Source organism: Exiguobacterium sp. UBA3968 (genome assembly GCF_002385115.1).
Taxonomy (GTDB): Bacteria; Bacillota; Bacilli; order Exiguobacteriales; family Exiguobacteriaceae; genus Exiguobacterium_A.
The window spans coordinates 2060355-2074574 of record NZ_DGCW01000005.1 but is presented as its reverse complement, the minus strand read 5'-3'; the positions used below and the strand labels follow the sequence as shown (position 1 = coordinate 2074574).

General features: G+C 47.6%; 15 protein-coding genes and 2 riboswitches. Of the genes, 10 read left to right on the top strand and 5 right to left on the bottom strand.

Annotated features, from left to right (window positions below):
* Window positions 1–15 precede the first annotated feature (15 nt).
* Window positions 16–459 carry a GNAT family N-acetyltransferase gene (locus B3S86_RS12365; protein WP_290753049.1) on the bottom strand — a complete coding sequence of 148 codons (444 nt, stop codon included), beginning with the start codon at window positions 457–459 and terminating at the stop codon, window positions 16–18.
* 170 nt (window positions 460–629) lie between these two features.
* On the opposite strand from B3S86_RS12365, the gene rpoE reads away from it, so the two are divergent.
* Both rpoE and B3S86_RS12355 read left to right on the top strand, forming a co-directional pair.
* Window positions 630–1154 (top strand): DNA-directed RNA polymerase subunit delta, encoded by a 525-nt coding sequence (gene rpoE / locus B3S86_RS12360; protein ID WP_035410737.1) that lies wholly within the window; start codon window positions 630–632, stop codon window positions 1152–1154.
* Between the two features lie 267 nt (window positions 1155–1421).
* Window positions 1422–3017, top strand: coding sequence for a CTP synthase (locus tag B3S86_RS12355; RefSeq protein ID WP_047394418.1), 1596 nt, complete (start codon window positions 1422–1424; stop codon window positions 3015–3017).
* A 102-nt stretch (window positions 3018–3119) separates the two neighbouring features.
* On the opposite strand, the gene B3S86_RS12350 is transcribed toward B3S86_RS12355, so the two are convergent.
* The gene (locus B3S86_RS12350; RefSeq protein WP_035395788.1) at window positions 3120–3629 is read right to left on the bottom strand and encodes a DUF2529 family protein; all 510 of its coding nucleotides are present in this window, start codon (window positions 3627–3629) and stop codon (window positions 3120–3122) included.
* A 94-nt stretch (window positions 3630–3723) separates the two neighbouring features.
* Here B3S86_RS12350 and B3S86_RS12345 point away from each other — a divergent pair, with 94 nt between their 5' ends.
* The 5 genes from B3S86_RS12345 (at window position 3724) to glpX (ending at window position 8161) form a co-directional block, all read left to right on the top strand.
* Window positions 3724–4098 (top strand): response regulator, encoded by a 375-nt coding sequence (locus tag B3S86_RS12345; protein ID WP_035410731.1) that lies wholly within the window; start codon window positions 3724–3726, stop codon window positions 4096–4098.
* Window positions 4099–4230: 132 nt separating this feature from the next.
* A complete protein-coding gene (fba, locus tag B3S86_RS12340) occupies window positions 4231–5085 on the top strand; it encodes a class II fructose-1,6-bisphosphate aldolase (RefSeq protein WP_035410728.1) in 855 nt (284 codons plus the stop codon).
* Window positions 5086–5239: 154 nt separating this feature from the next.
* Window positions 5240–5887: a fructose-6-phosphate aldolase gene (fsa, locus tag B3S86_RS12335; protein WP_023469552.1), complete on the top strand. Its 648-nt coding sequence runs from the start codon at window positions 5240–5242 to the stop codon at window positions 5885–5887.
* Window positions 5888–5915: 28 nt separating this feature from the next.
* Window positions 5916–7163: a UDP-N-acetylglucosamine 1-carboxyvinyltransferase gene (murA, locus tag B3S86_RS12330; protein ID WP_290753037.1), complete on the top strand. Its 1248-nt coding sequence runs from the start codon at window positions 5916–5918 to the stop codon at window positions 7161–7163.
* A gap of 32 nt (window positions 7164–7195) precedes the next feature.
* Complete coding sequence (gene glpX / locus B3S86_RS12325) at window positions 7196–8161, top strand: class II fructose-bisphosphatase (RefSeq protein ID WP_035410722.1); 966 nt, start codon at window positions 7196–7198, stop codon at window positions 8159–8161.
* A 399-nt stretch (window positions 8162–8560) separates the two neighbouring features.
* Here glpX and B3S86_RS12320 read toward each other — a convergent pair whose 3' ends face one another.
* Window positions 8561–9238 (bottom strand): C40 family peptidase, encoded by a 678-nt coding sequence (locus B3S86_RS12320; RefSeq protein WP_035410719.1) that lies wholly within the window; start codon window positions 9236–9238, stop codon window positions 8561–8563.
* A gap of 355 nt (window positions 9239–9593) precedes the next feature.
* Between B3S86_RS12320 and rho the strand changes: the two genes are divergently transcribed.
* Window positions 9594–10967, top strand: coding sequence for a transcription termination factor Rho (rho, locus tag B3S86_RS12315; protein WP_056064138.1), 1374 nt, complete (start codon window positions 9594–9596; stop codon window positions 10965–10967).
* 91 nt (window positions 10968–11058) lie between these two features.
* Window positions 11059–11304 carry a type B 50S ribosomal protein L31 gene (locus tag B3S86_RS12310; protein WP_023469546.1) on the top strand — a complete coding sequence of 82 codons (246 nt, stop codon included), beginning with the start codon at window positions 11059–11061 and terminating at the stop codon, window positions 11302–11304.
* Between the two features lie 35 nt (window positions 11305–11339).
* Here the strand turns inward: B3S86_RS12310 and B3S86_RS12305 are convergent, their stop codons facing one another.
* Window positions 11340–11990: a DedA family protein gene (locus tag B3S86_RS12305; protein ID WP_052019115.1), complete on the bottom strand. Its 651-nt coding sequence runs from the start codon at window positions 11988–11990 to the stop codon at window positions 11340–11342.
* 183 nt (window positions 11991–12173) lie between these two features.
* Between B3S86_RS12305 and B3S86_RS12300 the strand changes: the two genes are divergently transcribed.
* On the top strand, window positions 12174–12788 hold the full coding sequence (locus B3S86_RS12300; protein ID WP_035410895.1) for a thymidine kinase: 615 nt from the start codon (window positions 12174–12176) through the stop codon (window positions 12786–12788).
* Window positions 12789–12872: 84 nt separating this feature from the next.
* On the opposite strand, the gene B3S86_RS12295 is transcribed toward B3S86_RS12300, so the two are convergent.
* On the bottom strand, window positions 12873–13631 hold the full coding sequence (locus B3S86_RS12295) for an alpha/beta hydrolase (RefSeq protein ID WP_290753029.1): 759 nt from the start codon (window positions 13629–13631) through the stop codon (window positions 12873–12875).
* 67 nt (window positions 13632–13698) lie between these two features.
* Window positions 13699–13800: riboswitch (SAM riboswitch) on the bottom strand.
* Between the two features lie 249 nt (window positions 13801–14049).
* A riboswitch (SAM riboswitch) is annotated at window positions 14050–14153 on the top strand.
* The last annotated feature ends 67 nt before the right edge of the window (window positions 14154–14220 follow it).

Below are 14220 nucleotides of genomic sequence, written 5' to 3'. Positions count from 1 at the left end.
GTCAATTCAAGACACTTATGGTTGAACGAATGCATGCTTGAGAAGGCGATGTGTCACTTTAGTTGCTGTATACGGATCAAAACCGAATCGTTCATAAAAGGTACTGGCATCGTCCGTATAGAGCCAGAGCTCGGAATACGTCAAAAGTGCTTCCGGGATGATTTTCTCAAGTAGTTGCGTACCAACACCGTGGTGTCGTATTTCTGGTAAGACATAGACATGACGAATCCGACCGACGTCGTTCGTGCCGGTTTGTTTCATATACCCCCCGCACGCGATGACGTGTCCGGAAAGAGATAAAGCGACAAACAATGCCTCACCATCCTCTTGGAACGTTTCATTTCGCCGTTCGCGTAGCATCCGTTCGATGAAGGGATAGCCTTCCTGTGTACTCTTTGATAAAATTGGTAACCAGTTGAAGGCATCAAAATCGTTGACCCGTTCGATTGTCATCTCCATCTGTCATTCCTCCTTCTTCTCTCTTGGATATTCCTTTTTCGGGAGCGGGAAAAACACGAATCGAGAATCAATTCGAGCTTTTTTTAAATAGAGACTGGATTTTTAAAAGCCATTTTGCGTATAATGAGAAGTAATGGATTGAACGCAAATGAAAGGAAGTGGCCGTCACAATGAGCCTCAGCCGTTTAAGTAAAGAAGAGATTACTGATCTTTCGCTGATCGAATTCGTCAATGAAATGTTGCAAGAAGCTGGCGAACAGCCAATCACGTTCGATGACATCACGTCAGAAATCGAAAAGTACCATACGTTTACAGATGAAGAAGACAAGTTCGAGAAACTTGCTCAACTCTATACAGACATGAACATCGACGGAAACTTCGTTAACGTCGGAGCGAACCGTTGGTCACTCCGCGCTTGGTATCCGTTTGATAAGTCGGATGAGGATCTCGTCATCGAAGCGCGTCAACGTGGAGAACTTGATGAGTTTGAAGAAGAGTTCAACTATGATGCAGAAGAAGATGAGTTCGAGACGATCGAAGACGATCTCGATACATTCGCGAAGACAGCAGACTATGATTCAGCTGACGACAGCGAAGACGAGGATACGTTCAAAAAAGTCGCAGCCATCGATGATCTCGATGACGATCTCGACGAAGAAGACTTAGAAGACTTCGAAGAAGAAGAGGAAGTCTAAGCACGATCAACTACAACTGTACAGCTGCTATTTCCCTATAGAAATGGCAGTTTTTTCGTTGACGGCTGACGAACGAGCGCGAAAATTTTTCTCTGAAAAATTAGGCTTGACGAAGTTTTCCGAATGACGTAAGTTAGTCATGGGCTTCTTTAAGCAACGTGCTTATTTCAGCAAAAGTGTCTCCTATTATGGGGGCACTTTTGCTTTTTTGTTTTTACCACCTCTGTTTTGTTGAGATGTGAATTAGAGAAGGGAGCAATATTTAACATGACAAAGTATATTTTCGTAACAGGTGGCGTCGTATCGTCACTCGGTAAAGGGATCACCGCTGCATCGCTCGCTCGTCTCTTGAAAAACCGTGGCCTTAACGTCACGATCCAAAAATTTGACCCGTACATCAACATCGACCCGGGTACAATGAGCCCGTACCAACACGGGGAAGTTTTCGTCACAGATGATGGCGCAGAGACGGACCTTGACCTTGGTCACTACGAGCGCTTCATCGACATCAACTTGAGCCAAAACGCAAACGTCACGTCTGGTCGTATTTACTCGACGATCCTCAAGAAGGAACGCCGTGGAGACTACAACGGTGGAACAGTCCAAGTCATTCCGCACATCACGAACGAAATCAAAGACCGTGTCTTCCGTGCTGGAAAAGAAACGGGCGCAGACGTCGTCATCACGGAGATTGGTGGAACAGTAGGGGATATTGAGTCGCTTCCGTTCATCGAAGCCATTCGCCAAGTGAAAAACGATATCGGAAAAGAAAACGTCATGTACGTCCACTGTACGCTTGTTCCGTATCTTGCAGCAGCAGGTGAGCTCAAGACGAAACCGACACAACACAGTGTCAAAGAACTCCGTAGCTATGGTATCCAGCCAGACATCATCGTCTTACGTGCAGAGCACCCAGTCCCACAAGAGATGAAAGATAAAATCGCTCTCTTCTGTGACACACGTCCGGAAGCAGTCATCGAAGCACAAGATGCATCGACGCTCTACGAAGTACCGCTCAACTTGCAACGTCAAGGCATGGACCAACTCGTCTGTGACTACTTCAAGTTCGACACACCAGTTGCTGACATGACGGCTTGGAAACAACTCGTCCACACAGTGACGCACCTCGAGAAGACGACGAAGATCGCACTCGTCGGGAAATACGTCGAATTGCGTGATGCGTACATCTCAGTTGCAGAAGCACTGAAACACGCTGGATTCGCCTTCAACAGTGATATCGAAATCGACTGGATCAACGCAGAAGACGTGACGCGCGAAAACGTCAACGAATTGCTCGGTTCAGCAGACGGAATCCTCGTTCCTGGTGGATTTGGAGAACGCGGAATCGAAGGGAAAATCGAAGCGACACGTTTTGCACGTGAAAACAACGTACCGTTCTTCGGTATCTGCCTCGGTATGCAACTCGCGACAGTTGAATTCGCACGTAACGTACTCAATCTTGAAGGCGCACACTCAGCGGAAATCGACCCAGCGACACCATACCCAATCATTGACTTGTTGCCAGAACAAAAAGACATCGAGGATCTCGGTGGTACACTCCGTCTCGGACTTTACCCATGTAAACTCGAAGATGGAACGAAAGCACGTGCCGCTTATTCAAGCGAGCTCGTCTACGAACGTCACCGTCACCGTTATGAGTTCGGTAACGAATTCCGTGAGCAGTTCGAAGCGAACGGCATGGTCTTCTCAGGTACGAGTCCAGACGGTCGTCTCGTTGAGATCATCGAGATTCCAGAACACAAATGGTTCGTCGCGTGTCAGTTCCACCCAGAATTGATCTCACGTCCAGAACGTCCACAAGCACTCTTCCATGACTTCATCCAAGCTTCACTTGGTGAATGAAAAGAAAGATAATCAAAGACGCGGTAACCTTCAGCATCTTGAAGTTTACCGCGTCTTTTTTGATTAATTATATTCAGAACTACATATTATAGAAGAAAAGTGTTAATCCCACTCTTCCGTCATCTCTTGTAGTTGCGTCAAGATATGTGTCAAGAGGAACGCGCAAAGGGCAAGACTCGGCAGTCCGTGACGTGAACCGTCCTCTGCCGGAAGCAATCCTTTATTAAACTTCAATGCGAGCGGTGCAATCGAACGCTCGAGCGTTTCTGTCACGTCACTGAGTGTGACGATCGCATAAGGCGTATGCCATGCGTCATAGCGGGCAAGAGAAGCGAGAAGGTCGGAGCGTTCCGTATCTGGCGTAAAGATTAAGACGCGATCGACAGCGTGCAGTGTCTTTCGATCCTTGATTTTCGTAACCCGTTTCATCTGATCCGGACCTTCTGAGAGCATTGGATAGAGTCCTTCACATTCACCGTAAGCGTCGACGTAGACCGTGCCTTCTCCGACGAGCGCCTGTGCGAGCAGACGGACGACATCGAATAGTTCGTCTTCCTGTTTTGCGAGCGTTTGCAACTTTCCGTTGAATTGTGTAGCTAAGATTTTCATCATTTTTCTTCATCCTTTCTGTATTTCTCTCAAGGACAGTATAAAGCAAGTTTTGCTTTAGTGTAGAATGGAAATAACTAGAGGGGGAGTGGCAGAGATGAAAGGCAGATTGTTGATCGTCGAGGATGAGCCGGGAATCCGGAACTTACTTGCACAATTGTTCCGGACAGAAGGGTATGAAACGGACGTCGCCGTCGATGGAGAGGAAGCGATCGTCTATTTACAAGAAGCGGCATATGATTTGCTGTTGATGGATGTCAACATGCCGGGGCGGACCGGGATCGAGGTTTTACGTCATCAGGACCGGATCGGACGACGTGTCCGGACGATTTTAATGACGGCACTCGGTGAAAAAGAAGCGATGGAAGAAGCGAAACGATTAGGGGTCGTCGCCTTCTTCGGGAAGCCATTTGACATCTTCGAATTAAAAAAAGAAGTGACTGTGCAAATTTCTCACGATGTAAGCGGTTAATCCTTCACGTCGCCGTCACAAACCAAAAAACCAAGCGAAATGCTGTACGTTCCGATGAATCAGTATGTTATAATCAGTCTGAAATTGCACGAGTTCGTGTAAGCAGCGATCAAAACAGAGGAGGATGTCATTATGCCATTAGTATCTATGACAGACATGTTAAACAAAGCTCTCGAAGGTAAGTATGCAGTAGGTCAATTCAACATCAACAACCTCGAGTGGACACAAGCGATTCTCGGTGCGGCTCAAGAAGAGCAGTCACCAGTTATCCTTGGAGTATCTGAAGGTGCAGCACGCCACATGGGCGGATTCTACACTGTCGTGAAAATGGTTGAAGGTCTCGTACACGACATGAAAGTAACAGTTCCAGTCGCAATCCACCTCGACCACGGTTCGAGCGTTGAAAAATGTAAAGAAGCGATCGACGCTGGATTTACATCTGTCATGATCGATGATTCGCACAGCCCGATCGACACAAACATCGAAACAACTAAAGCAGTCGTTGAATACGCTCACGCTAAAGGCGTTTCAGTTGAAGCGGAAGTTGGTACAGTTGGTGGACAAGAAGACGACGTCATCGGTGATGTCATGTACGCGAAACTTGACGAGTGTGTACGCATCGTTAAAGAAACTGGAATCGACACGCTTGCTCCTGCACTCGGTTCTGTTCACGGACCATACAAAGGTGAACCAAACCTCGGATTCAAAGAGATGGAAGAAATCCGTGACGCTACAAACCTCCCACTCGTTCTTCACGGTGGAACTGGAATTCCGACACACGATATCGAAAAAGCGATCTCACTCGGAACTTCAAAAATCAACGTTAACACAGAGAACCAAATCTCATTCGCGAAAGTCGTTCGTGAAGTGTTGGCTGAGAAACCAGAAGCATATGACCCACGCGTATTCATCGCACCAGGTCGTGAAGCAATCAAACAAACTGTCATCGGTAAGATGCGTGAGTTCGGTTCAAGCAACAAAGCTTAATCGACTCCTCTTTAAAGTGCGGTAGACTTCGGTCTACCGTGCTTTTTTCATATCATATGAACGTGTATTCGATGGAAAACAGTAGGACTTCTCGTGAAAAAAACCTATAATAGAGTCGTAAGCGATTTCAAGGGATGAAAGGGGAACGAGAAAGATGAGATTTTTCATTGACACAGCAAACGTAGAGGACATCAAGAAAGCGCATAAAATGGGGATTTTAGATGGTGTCACGACGAATCCATCGCTCGTCGCTAAGGAGGGCGTCGATTTCCATACAAGACTTCGTGAAATCTGTGAAATCGTCGGAGATGTCTCTGTCAGCGCTGAAGTCATCGCGCTTGATGCAGAAGGAATGATTCGCGAAGGGAAGGAACTTGCCCAGATCGCACCGAACATTACGGTTAAGGTTCCAATGACTCCGGCCGGACTCGAAGCGGTCGCAGCACTTTCAAAAGAGAAGATCACGACGAACGTCACATTGATCTTCAATCCGAACCAAGCATTACTCGCAGCCCGTGCTGGTGCGACATACGTATCACCATTCCTCGGTCGTCTAGATGACATCGGTCAAGATGGAATGGGGCTCGTCGAGACGATTGCTCAAATTTTCGTCGTACATGATATTCCGACACAAATCATTGCGGCATCGGTCCGGAACCCGGTTCACGTGACGAACGCTGCTCTTGCGGGCGCAGACATCGCGACGATTCCATTCTCGGTCATCGAGTCACTCACACACCACCCACTCACGACGCAAGGAATTGAAAAGTTCCTCGCGGACTGGGAAAAAACGCAGCAATAATCGTAGCGAAGAGAAAGGTTGATGGAACGTGGACATTTTGCATATCGTAGGGCAACAACGCCTAGAAGGAACCGTATCAATCAGTGGTTCGAAGCAAAGCGCCATTCCGTGTCTTGCTGCAGCTCTACTGACGGATCAGACGGTCATTCTAGAAGGCGTGCCGGAAATTGGCGACGTCGCGACAATGATCGAGATTTTAGAGACGCTCGGCACGGTCGTGACACGTCAAGGCGATATGGTGACGATTGATCCAAGTCGGGTTGAATCGATGCCGTTAACTGGTGCGGAGACGCGCAAGTTACGCGGATCGATCTACCTTATGAGCGTTCTGGCGGCCAGATTCAAACAAGGAGTCGTCGGTCTGCCTGGGGGTTATGACATCGGACCACGACCGATTGATTTACACATCAAAGCACTGGAGCGTCTCGGTGTTTCCGTACGTAACGAGCAGGGCGTCCATTACATGCGCGTCGACCGTCTCGTCGGAAACCGAATCTATCTCGATCTTCCGTCATTCGGAGCGACGATCAGTGCTTTACTCGTCGCTGTCTTCGCTGAAGGAACGACTGTCATCGAAAACGCTGCCTATGATCCAGAAGTCATCGACGTCAGTACGATGCTGACGAACATGGGGGCAAGTGTCAAAGGGGCAGGAACGGATGAGATTCGAATCAAAGGTGTCTCACGCCTGAGTGGTTGCCGGCATACCTTGATTCCAGACCGGATGGAAGCAGGAACGTTTTTGACGATGGGCGCGGCACTTGGGCGCGTCACCGTCGATAACGTCATTCCGCTCCATCTCGAGAGCGTTATCCAAAAACTCGAGCGGTATGGTGCGTTGATCGAAGTGACAGATGATTCCGTCACGGCGACATTTCATGAGGCGAAGCCGGTCGATATTCGTGTCTTCCACTACGGTGGATTCCCAAGCGATCTACAACCTGTCATCTCGGCAGCGTTGTTGCAAGCGAAAGGAGCGAGTATCGTTGTCGATAAGTTGTACCCGCAACGTTTCCGACATGTACAGGAGTTACGGCGCTTAAACGCCCGAATCACGCATGAAGACGCTTCGATCATCATTCGTGGTGGCGAATCCTTACTCGGTACGGAAATCGAGGCACCAGATCCACGCGGTGGCGCAGCACTTGTCTTGGCGGGACTTCTCGCTTCAGGGGAGACGACATTGCACCACGCGGAAGTGCTTGACCAGAGTTACGAACGATTTGATCAGAAGTTGAAGGAACTAGGCGCCCTCGTATGGCGTGAAACGATTTGACCGATTTGTAACAAGGGAGAGGGGACATACACATGGAGAGAAGTCTATCAATGGAACTTGTACGCGTCACGGAGGCGGCAGCACTTGCCTCTGCACGTTGGATGGGAAAAGGATTGAAGAATGAAGCGGATGATGCGGCAACAAGCGCGATGCGTGATGTCTTCGATACGATTCCGATGAAAGGAACCGTCGTCATCGGGGAAGGCGAGATGGATGAAGCACCGATGCTTTACATTGGAGAAAAGCTAGGAAATGGGTATGGACCACGACTTGACGTCGCTGTCGATCCGCTCGAAGGAACGAATATCGTCGCAAAAGGAACATGGGGCGCACTTGCTGTCCTCGCTGTTGCGGATGCGGGAGATTTACTCCATGCACCGGACATGTACATGGATAAGATTGCAGTTGGTCCAGAAGCAGCAGGACACATCAGTCTGGATGCGACGATTGAAGAAAACATCGCAGCCGTCGCAAAGGCGAAGAACAAGGAAATCGAAGACGTCGTCGTCTCGATCCTTGATCGCGAACGTCATGAAGAAATCATTCAACGGATTCGGGCAACAGGGGCACGGATTCGCTTGATTGGTGACGGTGACGTTGCTGGTGCGATCAATACGGCGTTCCCGCATACAGGGATTGATATCTTGCTCGGTTCAGGTGGCGCACCGGAAGGCGTTCTTGCTGCCGTTGCCTTGAAGTGTCTCGGTGGAGAGCTCCAAGGGCGCTTGTTACCAGCAGACGATGCCGAGATCGAACGTTGTAAGAAGATGGGCATCGAAGATCCATCGAAGATTCTCATGATGGACGATCTCGTCGCAGGAGACGACTGTATCTTTGCTGCGACAGGGGTCACGGACAGTGAGTTGATGAAAGGTGTCCAGTTCACGGCACAAGGCGGTCAGACACACTCTGTCGTCATGCGTGCGAAATCCGGAACGGTTCGCTTCGTTGAAGGCATTCACTCGTTTAAGAAAAAACCGAAGCTTGTCATTAAGTAAAAGAGACGGACTCATATGTGAGGACTTGATCGATAAAAAAGAGTTGGTGTTTCGGATAATTTCCGAAACACCAACTCTTTTTGCTATGTTTCTAGGAATCAAGACGTTCATCCTCAACTCCTAGAGGAAAAGGAAACGTGCTAACGTTTTCCGCTTCGTTAAATCGTATGGGAAGATTGCAGTGCCTCCAAATCGCTCGACATGAAATTTCGTTTTGAAGAGCATTGTCTCACGTTTGACGAGCAGGACGTGATTTCATTATCGTACAGATAAGCGAATTCACGACTAAGACCTCTTGAAGCACCTGTGATGAAGACATGCATCCTATTTCCTTCTTATGAATTGAATGAGATGAAAAAAAGCGATCGAGCCAATGCTCAACCGCTTTGAGATGATGAATTAAAGGTAAGATCCTGCGCCGACAAGGCGTGAACCCCAGTACCCTGATTTGAAGCTTGAGTATTTAACGCCACCTGTTTCTGAGTTAACCATGCTTGACTTACTTGTTGCGATCCCGACGTGTTGAATGCCGCTACCGTGTGAGAAGAAGACAAGATCTCCTGGTTGTACGCTTGAAACGCTGACTTTCTTAGAAGAAGAATATTGTGAAGAAGACGTACGTGGCAATGTTTTACCAGCCGCTTTCTTGTAAACGTAGCTTGTGAAACCAGAGCAGTCGAATCCACGAGTCGTTGTTCCGCCCCATACGTATGGTGTACCTTTATGTTTTGCTGCTTCGTTCAGGATTTTCGTCCGTTTAGAAGATGTGCTTGTTGATTTTTTAGCGCTTGAAGATGATTTGTATGTCTTTGTGTATTGTGAGAAGACATAACGTGTTTTACCGCCGTATGAGATTTTTGTCCAGCTGCCTGATTTGCCTTTGTATGTAAAGACTTGACCAGCGTTGACTTTCCCGACGATGCTTGCTTTCGTAGAAGGAGCTGTCCGAACACGAAGACCGTTGTCCGTGATCTTGACTTTCGTGACTGTTGCTGCTTCAACTTTACCTGTACCCACTGATGTAAAACCTGAAACCACTAAGGCTGCTGTCGCGATCGATGCTAGAAAACGTTTCATGTTAAGAATTCCTCCGTTTTAATGTAGTGTGTTGCGTCCGTAAGTTATATGATGAAATCATTAAGTGTGTGATTAAGCAGTGAACCTTACAACTGTGTAAGAATTTTGTCTGCAGGAATATCTTAGCATGTGCGCCCTTAAAAACGTTTTTTCAGTTAGAAGACAAAATAGATGCTTTTGTAACATAACTGAAATAATATCCTTGAATATTACAAAGTAAGAAACGCAAAGGATTGTTGACGACGAATTTAAAAAAATATGATACCTTTAGTTCACGAAAGAAATTACATACCTCCTGATGTATGTATGGAAGTATGCTGAATGCAGTTGAATTTATAAAGAATAGGTGAAAAACATGCCAACAACTGATAAAAAAGATAAACCTGAACGTTCCTATACTTTGGCTCAATTGAGCCAGCTGACATTAAAAGAATTATATGAAATCGCAAAGACGAAGAATGTCCCGCAATATCGGGAAGCCCGTAAGCGTGAGTTGATGTTCAAGATTCTAAAAGCACAGGCGGAATCAACAGGTCTTTATTTCCTCGAAGGGGTACTTGAAGTCATCCCTGGTAATCCACAAATGCAAAACGATGGTGGCTTCGGCTTCCTTCGCCCTATCAATTATTCCCAATCCTCTGAAGATATTTATATCGCCGCTTCTCAAATCCGACGCTTCAATCTACGTAATGGTGATGTCGTCACAGGTAAAGTACGCCCACCGAAGGAAAACGAACGTTTCCAAGGGTTACTTAGTGTGGAAGCCGTCAACGGCGAAGCACCGGATACAGCGCGTAACCGTTTGTTCTTCCCGGCGCTGACACCGATCTATCCGGATCGTTTAATGCGTCTTGAGACAGAGCCACGTCATTTATCGGTTCGTGTCATGGATATGATTGCACCAGTTGGGTTTGGACAACGCGGTTTGATCGTCGCACCACCAAAAGCAGGGAAGACGTCACTCCTCAAAGAAATCGCGAACTCGATTCAAGAGAATCATCCGGATGTCGAGCTGATCATTCTATTGATCGATGAGCGACCAGAGGAAGTAACTGACATCGAGCGTTCGGTTCCGGGAGCAGACGTCGTCAGTTCAACGTTCGACGAAACACCGGACAACCATGTGCGGATTTCTGAACTTGTCCTTGAACGGGCGATGCGACTTGTCGAACATAAAAAAGATGTCGTCATCTTGATGGATTCGATCACGCGTTTGACTCGTGCGTATAACTTAACAGTGCCGCAAAGCGGACGGACGCTTTCAGGGGGGATTGACCCAGCAGCGTTCCACAAACCAAAACGGTTCTTTGGTGCGGCGCGAAACATCGAACATGGTGGCAGTTTGACGATTCTTGCGACGGCGCTCGTCGAGACGGGATCCCGCATGGATGACGTCATCTATGAGGAATTCAAAGGAACAGGAAACATGGAGCTACATCTCGATCGTAAGCTGTCGGAACGCCGAATCTTCCCGGCAATCGACATTCGCAAATCAGGTACGCGGAAGGAAGAACTCTTGCTTCCGAAAGAGCAACTCGATGCGCTCTGGACGATTCGTCGGACGATGAACGAGTCGAACGAGTTCGTCGATACGTTCCTGCGTAAGATTCGCGACACGAAAAATAATGAAGAATTTTTTGCTGAACTTGAGAAAGAAAAGAAGAAGACGGTCCGACGTGCACCTGCTAAACCGCGTACCGTCAAGAAGGAAGCAACGACGGAAAAATAACTATTGCGACGCGTAAAAAAATCGTTTAGTATAGGAAGGTAACTTACTCTGGCTCAGCAAATGGACCAGGGCGGAAGGAGAGAAATCAACCATGAAACAAGGAATTCACCCTAACTACAACAAAGTAGTATTTATGGATTCAACGACTGAGTACAAATTCTTAAGCGGTTCTACTCGTTCTTCGAACGAAACGATCACTTGGGAAGATGGTAACGAGTACCCACTCATCCGTGTGGATGTGTCTTCAGACTCGCACCCATTCTACACAGGTCGTCAAAAGTTCAACGCGGCAGATGGTCGTGTCGATCGCTTCAACAAAAAATACGGCCGCAAGTAATTACTTGCCGGTTCTTAAAAAACAGCCTGCCTCCATTACGGAAGCAGGCTGTTTTTGTATAGACTGAATTGCGAACGGTACGTAAGGTACGTCTTTAAGACGAACGAGAAAGCAATCCCGCCGACGATCCCGATCAAGTACGGCATAGCATCTGGATGTGCCAAGATGTAGTCGACGACTTTATGGAACGAGATATGACGACCAACAAAGTAGCCGGCGCCCAAGAACACACTGACCCAAATCAAAGCACCTGTATACGCGTAACTCGCAAAAATGCGAAACGGCATTTTTGAAACACCTGCAAAAAAGGCAGAGAGTTGGCGAAGACCAGGTATGTAGTAACCGATGATCAAGACCGATTTGCCGTAACGACGAAATCCGGCTTCAGCGGAGAGAATGTGTTTTTCTGAGATGCGCATCTTTGGTCCGACGCGATGCAACAGGGGCATGCCGAGTTTTAAGCCCAGCACGTAGCTAATCGTCATTCCGATGCAACTGCCAGCGTAAGCGGCAAGAATCGTACCGAACAGCGGTAGATTGCCTTGATGCATCCAAAAACCGGACAGGACGAGCAAGGTCTCATCAGGAACCGGCAATCCCACGATACCACCTGCGAGAAGGACGGAAAGACCAAGGGCGCCATATTGGTGCAGAATGTCATGTAAGAGATGATGAATCGGGGACACCTTCTTTCGCGAGAATCTTCTTCTTTAGTGTACAGGAAATGGATGAAGGTTGGAATGAAAGGACAAAAATTCTAGGTAAAGAAAAAATGAATTTTGATTTCCGGAAGTCAACCCTTTTTCTCAATACCGTTTCGAGCTATACTCGTTAAAGTGACTATTTTTAGAGGACGGTGTCGGACGATGATGCATGTAATAAATCAGTACGGCTGGATCGAAGTAATTTGTGGTAGTATGTTTTCCGGGAAATCGGAAGAGTTGATTCGTCGTGTCAGACGGGCACAGTACGGCAAACTGCCCGTTCAAGTATTCAAGCCGGCAATCGACGACCGGTACCATGAAGAGCATGTCGTCTCTCACATCGGAAATTCCGTCGTGGCGATTCCAATGGCGACGAGTCGTGATCTCTATGCAGCAGTAGCGGAAGAAACACAAATTGTCGGAATTGATGAAGTTCAATTCTTTGATGATGAGATCGTTCAAGTCATCGAAGCACTTGCGCAAGACGGAAAACGCGTCATTTGTGCAGGACTCGATCAGGATTTCCGGGCAGAGCCATTTGGCAAGATGCCGGAATTACTGGCGCGCGCAGAATTTGTGACGAAACTTCAGGCGATCTGTCTCTCATGTGGCGATCCGGCTTCCCGGACACAACGTTTGATTGATGGAAAACCAGCGAACTATGATGATCCGATCATTTTAGTCGGCGCTTCAGAATCGTATGAGCCACGGTGCCGCCACTGCCATGAAGTGCCAGGAAAGCCGAAGCCGCTCCAAACGATGCAGCACCAAAAAGGATAAACAAAAAAGACGAACCGATGATGGTCGTCCTTTGATGTAACAGCTGTTCGCTTCTAAGTGAAGACGAATAGCTGTTTTTTTTTATTATCCCGTTTCCTGTGAGAAACGACTCGAGCGTTCGATGAAACGAATCGTCTCACGCACGATCAAATCCTGATCATGATCGAGGGTCGCGACGTGGTACGAGTTGAGGAGACAGTAGATTCGTTTATCATTCGTCCCGATATGCTGATGCAGGTAATCCGAGCTCGACGGCGGAACGACGTGATCGGTCGCCGAGTAAAGAATCAATGTCGGTAGAAGGATCGATCCAAGGCGTCCTTTCGTCTCATCCATCAAGCGGACGAGTTCGAATGCACAACGACTCGGAACGAGGTCATAGATGATTTCGAAAGCAGACCGTTTGATATCCGGTGCCCCTTCAGGTAAGTACTGTGGACCATCTTCAAACGACAGTGCTTCATAAGACGGAACGGAGAGAGCGGCATTGATCGTAATGATGCCTGAAAATGGAATCCCGTCAGCGGCGAGCGATAGTGCGAGCGTCGCGCCCATCGATTGACCGATGACGAAGACTTGATCGCATGTTTCTTGTAAACGTGCATAGCCGTCTTGCAGGCTCTGCTTCCAACATCGAGCAGTCGATTGTTCGAACTCACGGACGTTCGTCCCGTGACCACGCAAACGTGGAGCATAGACAGTGAATCCTTTAGCAGCAAATGCCTCACCGACGTCCCGAACACTTTGCGGGGTCGCATTAAAACCATGACAGATTAAAATGCCGATCGGTCCACCTTGAAGATAAAATGCTTCAGCACCAGTCAATACAGGATAGTTCATCATTACTATTTTTCCTCCATTCGTGAAAAAAACTCGTCAACGTCACTGCTTGGACGCCCACGAGTTTTTCACCGTATCATCCAAAGCCGCGCTTTGCTGGTCGGAGCACCTTACAGATTGCAGGTTGCCGTGAAGTCATAGAGCCAGGTCTCTCGTTCACTCTTGATAAATATCATATTGGAATTGTCGGATTAATCATTGAAACGATGGTAGCACGACCGAAAATGCCTTGTCAAATCGTTCTGGACGAATCGTGATTTGTTCTTTCAGCTAACTCATAACTTATGACTCAATCGATATGCGCCAAATGGATTATTTTTGCAAAGTTGGTTGACTTTTAAAGGTTCGACCCGTAATGTAAAAATTAGTTTTACGACATAAGCAACAACGCAACAACACACATACGAATTTCATACCGCAATACTTATCCAGAGAGGTGGAGGGACTGGCCCTACGAAACCTCGGCAACAGACTCATTATGAGCACTGTGCCAATTCCATCAGACAGATGTCTGAGAGATGAGTGGAGTGGATTCTGCCATTGTGCGGATCCAGGTCTCTTCTTGTTTCTCAAGAAGGGACCTTTTTTGTTG

Excerpts from the sequence above, each read along its gene's own strand:
- B3S86_RS12365 (WP_290753049.1), bottom strand. The coding sequence starts at position 459 with ATGGAGATGACAATCGAACGGGTCAACGATTTTGATGCCTTCAACTGG.
- rpoE (WP_035410737.1), top strand. The coding sequence starts at position 630 with ATGAGCCTCAGCCGTTTAAGTAAAGAAGAGATTACTGATCTTTCGCTG.
- B3S86_RS12310 (WP_023469546.1), top strand. The coding sequence starts at position 11,059 with ATGAAACAAGGAATTCACCCTAACTACAACAAAGTAGTATTTATGGAT.
- B3S86_RS12350 (WP_035395788.1), bottom strand. The coding sequence starts at position 3,629 with ATGATGAAAATCTTAGCTACACAATTCAACGGAAAGTTGCAAACGCTC.
- B3S86_RS12295 (WP_290753029.1), bottom strand. The coding sequence starts at position 13,631 with ATGATGAACTATCCTGTATTGACTGGTGCTGAAGCATTTTATCTTCAA.
- B3S86_RS12345 (WP_035410731.1), top strand. The coding sequence starts at position 3,724 with ATGAAAGGCAGATTGTTGATCGTCGAGGATGAGCCGGGAATCCGGAAC.
- glpX (WP_035410722.1), top strand. The coding sequence starts at position 7,196 with ATGGAGAGAAGTCTATCAATGGAACTTGTACGCGTCACGGAGGCGGCA.
- fba (WP_035410728.1), top strand. The coding sequence starts at position 4,231 with ATGCCATTAGTATCTATGACAGACATGTTAAACAAAGCTCTCGAAGGT.
- B3S86_RS12355 (WP_047394418.1), top strand. The coding sequence starts at position 1,422 with ATGACAAAGTATATTTTCGTAACAGGTGGCGTCGTATCGTCACTCGGT.
- fsa (WP_023469552.1), top strand. The coding sequence starts at position 5,240 with ATGAGATTTTTCATTGACACAGCAAACGTAGAGGACATCAAGAAAGCG.
- B3S86_RS12300 (WP_035410895.1), top strand. The coding sequence starts at position 12,174 with ATGCATGTAATAAATCAGTACGGCTGGATCGAAGTAATTTGTGGTAGT.
- rho (WP_056064138.1), top strand. The coding sequence starts at position 9,594 with ATGCCAACAACTGATAAAAAAGATAAACCTGAACGTTCCTATACTTTG.
- B3S86_RS12320 (WP_035410719.1), bottom strand. The coding sequence starts at position 9,238 with ATGAAACGTTTTCTAGCATCGATCGCGACAGCAGCCTTAGTGGTTTCA.